The organism is Pseudomonas sp. PB103, assembly GCF_009764635.1.
Lineage (GTDB): Bacteria > Pseudomonadota > Gammaproteobacteria > Pseudomonadales > Pseudomonadaceae > Aquipseudomonas.
Window position 1 is genome coordinate 24,224 of sequence record NZ_RWIL01000017.1, and the last position, 8,085, is coordinate 32,308.

Here is an 8,085-nt window from a genome sequence, read left to right on the forward strand (position 1 = left end):
AGCGGGAAAGGGAGAGCCGTCATGAACAGTCGCGTCACTCTGGGCCTGGCAGGCTTGTTTTTGCTGGGTGCCATCATTGCCGGATATTGGGGGCTGACATTGAGTCGGCAACCGCCCGTGGAACCTGTCGCCGCACCCGTTGCGGTTACGCCTGTCGCACCCGCCGCTGCGCCGGCGCCACCCGTTGAAGATCCGACCCGCCAACCGGTGGTGGTGTTGCTGCGCGACATCGCCCCATTCAGCAAAATCACCGCCGCCGATGTCGCCGTGGAAAAACTGCGCACCGTACCCGCTGGCAGCCTCAGCACTGTCGATCAAGTCATTGGCCGCACACCCTGGAGGCCGTTGAGCGCTGGCAGTTGGCTGAGCGAAGAAAGCTTCGAGCCGGGCAGCCAACTGGCGCGAATGATTCGCCCCGGTGAGCGTGCACTGGCGGTGGCCGTGGATGAAGTGATCAATGCCGGCGGGCAACTGGCGCCGGGCGATTACGTCGATGTGCTGCTGTTTTTGCGCAAGGACGAAAACAATCCACAGGCGTCAGCGCAGTTGGTGGTGCCGGCGGTGCGCGTGCTCGGTGTCGGCAGCCAGATGGGCCTGACCAATGACGGTCAGCCCGCCAGCCCGGCGCGCAGCGACGATGAACGACTCAAGCAGGAACAACAACGAATGGCTGCGCGCAGCGTGATTCTGGCGGTGCCGGAACCGTTGCTCAGCCGCTTGATGCTGGCGTCCGGCAGCGGCGTTTTGCGCTTGGCGGTGCGCAGCGCCGATGAACAGCAACTGGCGAAATACTGGGCCGGTGAAAACGATGTCGCCAGACAGCTCGATACGCCACGACGCGAGTTGATCGAGTTCAGCCAACTGTCACTCTCGCCGCCGCCCCGACCCCTCGCCGTGGCGGGGCAGCCGACGGCGCGCAAACCGACCGTGGAAGTCATCCGCGGTGCCGAAAACGCTCAACCCACTCCCTGATTCGAGCAAGGACGCCTTTACATGCGCATACGCTTCACGCCCCTGTTCAACGGCTTGCTCCGGGCCTCGCTGCTGAGCGTTGCTTCGATCGGCAGCGCCGTCGCCGCTGTCGGCAATTGCGCCGCGCTCGGCCCCTTGCCGGCGGCTCTGGAAGTCGGTGAAGGTCTGCAACAGGCATTGCAATCACCCGTGGCGATCACCCGCGTGGCAGTGGGCGATCCGAAAATTGCCGACGTGCGCGTGACCGGCGATCAAGGCGTGTTGCTCACCGGCGTTGGGCCCGGCGCGACCACGCTGATGATCTGGACGGCCTGTGCCAGCGCGCCGCGTCAGAGCATGGTGTTTGTGCAGGGCAAGGCCAGTGCGGCAATGACGGTCTCGTTGCCGGCGACTGATGACCCGACTCTGCCTTCGCAAGTGCAGACTGATATTCGCTTTGTCGAAGTCAGCCGCACCAAACTCAAAGAGGCCGGCACCTCGATTTACGGCAAGGGCTCGAACAACTTTCTGTTCGGCGCACCGGGCACGGTGCCAGGCAGCGGTGTCAGGCCCGGTTTGGTGCCGAGCGTAGCGCCGAGCATTCCGCTGGCCAACGATGTGTTCAACATTGTCTGGGGCGGTGGCAGCAGCAAATTCCTCGGCATCGTCAATGCGCTGGAAGGCAGTGGTTTCGCCTACACCCTGGCGCGGCCGAGCCTGGTAGCGTTGAGCGGGCAGAGCGCGAGCTTCCTCGCCGGTGGCGAAATTCCGATTCCGGTACCGAGCGCCAACAGCAACAGCTACTCCATCGAGTACAAAGAATTCGGCATTCGCCTGACCCTGACACCGACCGTCGTCGGCCGTGATCGCATCGCCCTCAAGGTCGCACCGGAAGTCAGCGAGCTGGACTACAACAATGGCGTGACCATCGGCGGCACCACCGTGCCGGCGTTCACCATCCGCCGCACCGACACCAGCATCTCGCTGGCCGATGGCGAAAGCTTTGTGATCAGCGGTTTGATCAGCACGCAAAACGCTTCGCAGGTGAACAAGTTCCCAGGGCTTGGCGACATCCCGGTGCTCGGCGCGTTTTTCCGCAATTCGTCGATCAATCGCGAAGAGCGCGAATTGCTGATGATCGTCACCCCGCACCTGGTGCAGCCATTGGCAGTCAACGCGCCGTTGCCTTCGCTGCCGGGTGAAAAACTGCGCAACTACGACCCGAACTGGTATCGCCTGTACTTCCTCGAAAACGGCAACTTCGATAAACGCAGCGGGTTATCGCAATGAGCCAGAGCCTCAGTCAGACCTTTCTCGCCATCACCCGCAACGACACCGATCTGGAGTGGTTGCAGGGCGCGTTGGCGCCGCTCGGCCAAGTGGTCAGCGCCGGTGGCGGCAGCCTTGACGAGTTGCTTGCGCTGGTCGACGTGACCTTCGCCAGCCTGGTGTTCGTCGGGTTGGATCGCGATCATCTGGTCGCGCAGAGCGCGTTGATCGAAGGCGTGCTCGAAGCCAAACCGATGCTCGCCATCGTCGCCCTCGGCGACGGCATGGACAATCAGTTGGTGCTCAACGCGATGCGTGCCGGTGCGCGGGATTTCGTCGCTTACGGCTCGCGCTCCAGTGAAGTCGCCGGGCTGGTGCGGCGCTTGAGCAAACGTCTGCCAGCCGTCACGCCGAATACCCAGCTCGGTGGTCTGACCGTGCTTTATGGCGTGCAAAGCAACGCTGACGGCGCGCTGTTGGCCAACCACATGGCGCTGGTGGTGCAGAAGAGCGGGCAGCAGACGTTGCTGCTCGATCTGGGCTTGCCGCGCGGCGACAGCCTGGCCTTGCTCGGGCTGGAAAGCTCGTTTCATTTCGGCGATGCGCTGCGGCACTTGCGCCGGCTCGACGCGACGCTGATCGACAGCGCCTTCACCAGCGCCGAGGCAGGCTTGCGCATCCTTGCTTACGCCGGTTCCGACGAGCCGCTGGAGCGCACCAGCGCCGCCGAGTTGTACATGTTGCTCAGCGCCTTGCGCCAACATTTCCAGCACATCGTCGTCAACCTCACCGGTCAGCCCGACAGCGAAGCGCTGCGCACGTTTGTCAGCCATTGTGACAAGCTGCTGTGGTACACCGATCAGAACGTCCTCGACTGTCGGCGCAATCTCGCGGTGCTCAATCTGTGGCGCGAGAAAGGCATGAAACTCGACCATGGCCGGCTGCTGATAGACCGCTATTTGCGCAACGTTGCGCCGGATTCCGAGACCCTCGGCAAGACCTTTGGCCTGGAAGTGATTGCCGTGCTGGCCTACAGTCCGGAAGTCCGTCTCAACGCGAAAAACCAGGGCGTGACCCTGTTCGAACTGGCCCCGCGCGAAGCCATCAGCCAAAGCCTGCGCACCCTCGGCGAACGCCTGGCGAAACGCTCCGAAGGCTTGGCCAAACCCAAGGCCAACTGGTTCAACCGCTTGCGAGGCACCTCATGAACGGCGAGCAACTGTTCGGCGGCCCGCAACGCTCTGCGCCCGGCAACACCGACCACGATGGCCTGAAACTGGTGCTGCACCGCTACATCATCGACGCCATCGAAGAGTCGGGGAAAAACCTGCTGGAAGGCTCGCGGCAGGTGCTTTCGCAGTTCGTCATCGACAAGGTCGCCGAATACATCGCGCGCCTGCACCTGGCGATTTCGCGTTATGAAATGGAGCGTCTGGCTGAAGAAATCGTCGACGAACTGACCGGTTTCGGTCCGCTGGAAGTGCTGCTGCGCGACAGCGCCGTGACCGAGATTCTGGTCAACGGCCCGCATCGGGTTTTTATCGAGCGCGACGGCGTGCTGCACTTGAGCGACCTGCGCTTTATCGACGCGCACCATGTCGAGCGGGTCATGCAACGCATTCTCGCGCCACTCGGGCGGCGCCTCGACGAATCGTCGCCGATGGTCGATGCACGCCTGCCGGATGGCAGCCGGGTCAATGCGATCATCCCGCCGATTGCCCTCGACGGGCCTTGCCTGTCGATCCGCAAGTTTCGCAAGGACATGCTCAAAAGCACCGATCTGATGGCGATGCAAACCATCGATCAGGCGATCTACGATTTCATCGAAGAGGCGGTGGGCAAACGCTGCAACATCCTCATTAGCGGCGGTACTGGTACCGGCAAAACCACGCTGCTGAACATTCTCAGCCAATTGATCAATCCCCATGAGCGTCTGGTAACCATCGAAGACGTCGCCGAACTGCAACTCGGCCACCCGCACGTCGTGCGCCTGGAAACCCGTCCGCCGAATGCCGAAGGTCACGGTGAAGTGAAGGCCAGCGACCTGATCCGCAACGCCCTGCGCATGCGCCCCGACCGGATCATTCTTGGTGAGATTCGCGGCGTCGAAGTGGTCGACGTGCTGACCGCCATGAACACCGGCCACGACGGTTCGATGAGTACCGTCCACGCCAACAACGCGCAGGATGCTTTGCTGCGCCTGGAAACCCTGGTCGGCCTGACCGGCCGCACCATCGCCGAACGCACCCTGCGGCAGATGATCTGCGCTGCCCTTGATGTGGTGATTCAACTGACGCGCATGCCTGATGGGCGGCGCTGCGTCAGCGAAGTGGTCGAGGTCGTCGGTGTGCGCGATGACGTCTACGTGACCAATACGCTGTTCCGCCTCGACCGGCGCACCGGCTTCGGTTTCCTGCGCGAAGCGGTCAACCCGGCGGGCGACAAGCTGCGTCGCGAATCGACGCTTGCGCACTGAGGGCTACGGCATGCTCAAACCGTTGCTGCTGATCGTGATTTGCCTGTGCTTGCTCGGGTTGTCGCTGCGCCTGTTCTACAACGGCTGGCGTCAGGGCGGCACCGAGCGTGTGCTCGATCGGCTGAATCAGGGCCAGCCACAACTGACGGCAGACGCGCCTCGCTGGGCGGGACTGGAGCGCGCGTTTTTGCGTGCCGGGCTCGGTCGGCCGACGGATCGCCTGGGCTTGTGGTTGCTGTTGTGGGTATTCGGCATGCTGATCGGTTTTGCCCTTGCCGGTTTGCTTGGTTTGCTGGTGTTGATTGTGCTGCCGCCGCTGGCTGTGCGCCTGTTTGTCAGCTGGCGTTACCAACGGCGCTTGCGGCGGATGATCGAACAACTGCCGCAATTGCTCGACTACACCGTGCGCAGCTTGAAGTCCGGACGGACCTTGGCCGACGCGGTGCTGGGCGGCATCGAGACCAGCGAAGATCCGCTGAAAAACGCCATGGGCCGGGTGCAGCGCAACGTGCAGTTGGGCGTGAGCCTGCCGGATGCGGTGTCGGACTTGGCCGAGCTGTACGAGCGTGATGAATTCCGTTTGTTCGCCCTCGGCCTCAAGGTCAATCACCGTTACGGCGGCAACGCCAGCGAGCTGCTGGAAAACCTCATCAAGATGATCCGCGAGCGCGATCAGGCCTCGCGCCAGTTGCGCGCGATGACCGGCGAAACCCGCCTCACTGCATGGGTATTGGGCTTGCTGCCCATCGTCATGGCTGGTTATTTCCTGATGGCCAATCCGATTTATCTGGTCGCCATGTGGCATGACCCGTCCGGGCAGCGAATGCTGGCCACGGCCTTCGGCATGCAGGTGATCGGCAGTCTGTTGCTCTGGCGGATGTTGCGCAGCCTATGACCACACCCTTGATGATCAGCGCGCTGTTTCTGCTCGGCGCCGCCGCGTTACTCCTCACCAGCCTGCTGGAACAGCGCCGGCGTGCGCGGCAGATCAGTCGTCGGCTGGAGGGCGATCTGCTTCGCGAAAACCGTTTCGGCAACCTGCTGCAAGTGCTTGGCGACAGCAAGGTCGGTCAACGCAGCGTCAAACTCGATAACGAAACCCAGTCGCTGCTCAATCGGCTCGGCTGGCGCAGTGCGCGTCAGCGTTCGCTGTTTGCCGCTTGCCAGATCGGCTCGCCACTGCTGTTGCTGGCGCTGACGGTGTTGCTGCAATCGGTGTTTTTCCCGGCGGTGGAAAAACAGTGGATCGCGCCGTTGTTTGCGCTTGGTGTTGGCTATCTGTTGCCCAAGCGTTTGCTGGTGATTGCCGTGGCGCGTCGGCAAAAACAACTGGCCAGCGAGATCGGCACGTTTATTCCGCTGCTGCGCATCCTCTTCGAATCCGGCATGGCCGTGGAGCAGGCGTTGCGCGTGCTCAGCCATGAAGGTCAGGCGTTGTTGCCGGTGCTGACGTATGAATTGCGTCTGGTGCTGAGCCGTGTCGACTCCGGCCTGGAGTTGGGTGAAGAGCTGAATAAAGCCACGCAATTGCTGGCGGTGGATGAGTTCACCGACACCTGCGTGATTCTCCAGCAGTTGCTGTATCAGGGTGGCGGGGCGATGAAGTCGCTGCTGGCGCTCAAGCAACTGCTTGATGACCGGCGCCTGACGCGTCTGCAGGAATACATCTCCAAGATGTCCGCAAAAATGTCCGTCGTGATGATGCTGTTTCTCTTCCCGGCGTTATTGATTGTTCTGGCCGGCCCGGGCTTCACCGCCCTGGCTAAAGCGCTGGGAGCCTAGAGGGATCGTGATGAAAGCAATGATTGCAGGTGCCTGTTTTTTGCTGCTCGGCGGTTGTGCCAACACCGGACAAACGCCGTGGGATGCGCTGACTAATTCGGCCAGTTGTGGCAAGTTGAGTTCTGATCAGCAACTGTCGCTGAACCTCGCCGATGACATGGCCAACGATGGCAAGCTGCACGCCAGCCTTGCGAATCTGCAAAGCCTGCCGGACAACATCGCCGACGTGCGTCTGCGCAAGGCCAAGGTCTATCGTTTGCTCGGGCGCAGCGAGGCCGAGCCTTTGTATCGCAGCCTGCTCGGTTCGTGTCTGGCGGCAGAAGCCGAGCACGGTTTGGGGCAACTCGCTGCGGCCAAATCCGATTACGGTCAGGCGCAGGCGCATTTGCAACGCGCCGCGCGGCTGGCACCTACCGACGAGAAAATTCGCAATGACCTTGGCGTGGTTTACCTCAATCAGCTGCGTATCGAAGATGCGCGTTTCGAGTTTTTGACCGCCATGGAGCTCAAGCAGAGCGATCAGTTGGCGGCGCTGAATCTGGTGACGTTGCTGCTGTATCAGGATGACTGGAACCGTGCTGCCGAACTGGTCAGCCGGCTTGGTTTGAGTCCTGCGCAATTTAGCGAAGCGCAAGGTCGCGCGGAAAAGCTCAAGCTGCCGAACCGATCCACTGTCGCCGTCACGGCGATGCTCAAGTAAGGAGCGCGATGATGAAAGCCATCCTTGTCTGTCTTGGTTTGCTGATTTTGCCGCTGACCAGTCACGCCATCGACGCCGGCCCCGCCTCGGCCCAGCAGCAGGAAACCGAGGGCTGGTTGCAACTGCAAGGCCGCAACAAAGTCGCTTCACCGAAACCGCAAACCGTTACCCCTACTGAACGCGAACTGGCCATGCAGCGCTGGTTGAAAAGTTATCAACATGAGATTCCGCAGTTTTTCGATCAGGAGCAGGGGGGTAAGGTCGACAGCGGTTCCGGCAGCGGCGGTTGACCCATGTAGGAGCTGCCGAAGGCTGCGATCTTTGCTCTTTTTGGAGGAGGGCCGAGTACATATCCGTTGCTGCGGTAACGGCCGCTCAGGGTTCCGCCCTTACGGCGGGTCACCTTTTCCAAACGCCGAAAAGGTAACCCAAAAGGCTTGCTCCTACGTACGGCCCGCTCGCTAAAGCTCGGGGTTCCTTCGCTCCGGGATCGATCCGGGGGGCATCGCCTACGGTTTGCTTCGCTGCACCTCCTCTCGATGTGTTTGGCTGCGCCAAACGGTCGCTGCGCTCCCACCCCCGGATCAATCCCTCCACTCAGCCTTCCGACGTCGCCCGTGGATCAAGATCAAGATCAAGATCAAGAGCCGCAGCCGAGCTAACGCTCATCCTGTTGAGTGGTGAAAAGCAAAAGCGATGCGCGTTCTGCTCTCGCTTTTTGTAGGAGCTGAGCTTGCTCGCGAAGGCGGCCTACCGCTCAACCCATTTCTTGCAGCCAGAATGCAATCTCTGTGGGAGATCAAGATCAAGAGCAGCAGCCGAGCTAACGCTCATCCTGTTGAGTGGTGAGAAGCAAAAGCGGTGCGCGTTCTGCTCTCGCTTTTTGTAGGAGCTGAGCTTGCTCGCG

Annotated in this window: 8 protein-coding genes; all 8 read left to right on the top strand. The window is 61.6% G+C overall.

The genetic code is table 11. The features are described from left to right. Window positions 1-21: 21 nt before the first annotated feature. Genes cpaB through EJA70_RS03295 form a run of 8 tightly spaced genes read left to right on the top strand, consistent with a single transcriptional unit; the run spans window position 22 to window position 7,468 of the window. Entirely contained in the window at window positions 22-972 is a 951-nt protein-coding gene (gene cpaB, locus EJA70_RS03260; RefSeq protein ID WP_158829580.1) for a Flp pilus assembly protein CpaB, read from the top strand. Window positions 973-993: 21 nt separating this feature from the next. After that, on the top strand, window positions 994-2,241 hold the full coding sequence (locus tag EJA70_RS03265) for a type II and III secretion system protein family protein (RefSeq protein WP_158829581.1): 1,248 nt from the start codon (window positions 994-996) through the stop codon (window positions 2,239-2,241). Then, entirely contained in the window at window positions 2,238-3,428 is a 1,191-nt protein-coding gene (locus EJA70_RS03270) for a Flp pilus assembly protein, ATPase CpaE (RefSeq protein WP_008078255.1), read from the top strand. The genes EJA70_RS03265 and EJA70_RS03270 overlap by 4 nt, the downstream gene beginning before the upstream one ends. Continuing rightward, entirely contained in the window at window positions 3,425-4,696 is a 1,272-nt protein-coding gene (locus tag EJA70_RS03275) for a CpaF family protein (protein WP_158829583.1), read from the top strand. The genes EJA70_RS03270 and EJA70_RS03275 overlap by 4 nt, the downstream gene beginning before the upstream one ends. A gap of 10 nt (window positions 4,697-4,706) precedes the next feature. Beyond that, window positions 4,707-5,591 carry a type II secretion system F family protein gene (locus EJA70_RS03280; protein ID WP_158829589.1) on the top strand — a complete coding sequence of 295 codons (885 nt, stop codon included), beginning with the start codon at window positions 4,707-4,709 and terminating at the stop codon, window positions 5,589-5,591. Then, a complete protein-coding gene (locus EJA70_RS03285) occupies window positions 5,588-6,478 on the top strand; it encodes a type II secretion system F family protein (RefSeq protein ID WP_008078262.1) in 891 nt (296 codons plus the stop codon). The genes EJA70_RS03280 and EJA70_RS03285 overlap by 4 nt, the downstream gene beginning before the upstream one ends. 10 nt (window positions 6,479-6,488) lie before the next feature. Further along, window positions 6,489-7,178, top strand: a complete 690-nt coding sequence (locus EJA70_RS03290; RefSeq protein WP_158829585.1) for a tetratricopeptide repeat protein — start codon at window positions 6,489-6,491, stop codon at window positions 7,176-7,178. 11 nt (window positions 7,179-7,189) lie between these two features. After that, a complete protein-coding gene (locus tag EJA70_RS03295) occupies window positions 7,190-7,468 on the top strand; it encodes a DUF3613 domain-containing protein (RefSeq protein ID WP_158829587.1) in 279 nt (92 codons plus the stop codon). Window positions 7,469-8,085 lie beyond the last annotated feature (617 nt).

Excerpts from the sequence above, each read along its gene's own strand:
- cpaB (WP_158829580.1), top strand. The coding sequence starts at position 22 with ATGAACAGTCGCGTCACTCTGGGCCTGGCAGGCTTGTTTTTGCTGGGT.
- EJA70_RS03265 (WP_158829581.1), top strand. The coding sequence starts at position 994 with ATGCGCATACGCTTCACGCCCCTGTTCAACGGCTTGCTCCGGGCCTCG.
- EJA70_RS03270 (WP_008078255.1), top strand. The coding sequence starts at position 2,238 with ATGAGCCAGAGCCTCAGTCAGACCTTTCTCGCCATCACCCGCAACGAC.
- EJA70_RS03275 (WP_158829583.1), top strand. The coding sequence starts at position 3,425 with ATGAACGGCGAGCAACTGTTCGGCGGCCCGCAACGCTCTGCGCCCGGC.
- EJA70_RS03280 (WP_158829589.1), top strand. The coding sequence starts at position 4,707 with ATGCTCAAACCGTTGCTGCTGATCGTGATTTGCCTGTGCTTGCTCGGG.
- EJA70_RS03285 (WP_008078262.1), top strand. The coding sequence starts at position 5,588 with ATGACCACACCCTTGATGATCAGCGCGCTGTTTCTGCTCGGCGCCGCC.
- EJA70_RS03290 (WP_158829585.1), top strand. The coding sequence starts at position 6,489 with ATGAAAGCAATGATTGCAGGTGCCTGTTTTTTGCTGCTCGGCGGTTGT.
- EJA70_RS03295 (WP_158829587.1), top strand. The coding sequence starts at position 7,190 with ATGAAAGCCATCCTTGTCTGTCTTGGTTTGCTGATTTTGCCGCTGACC.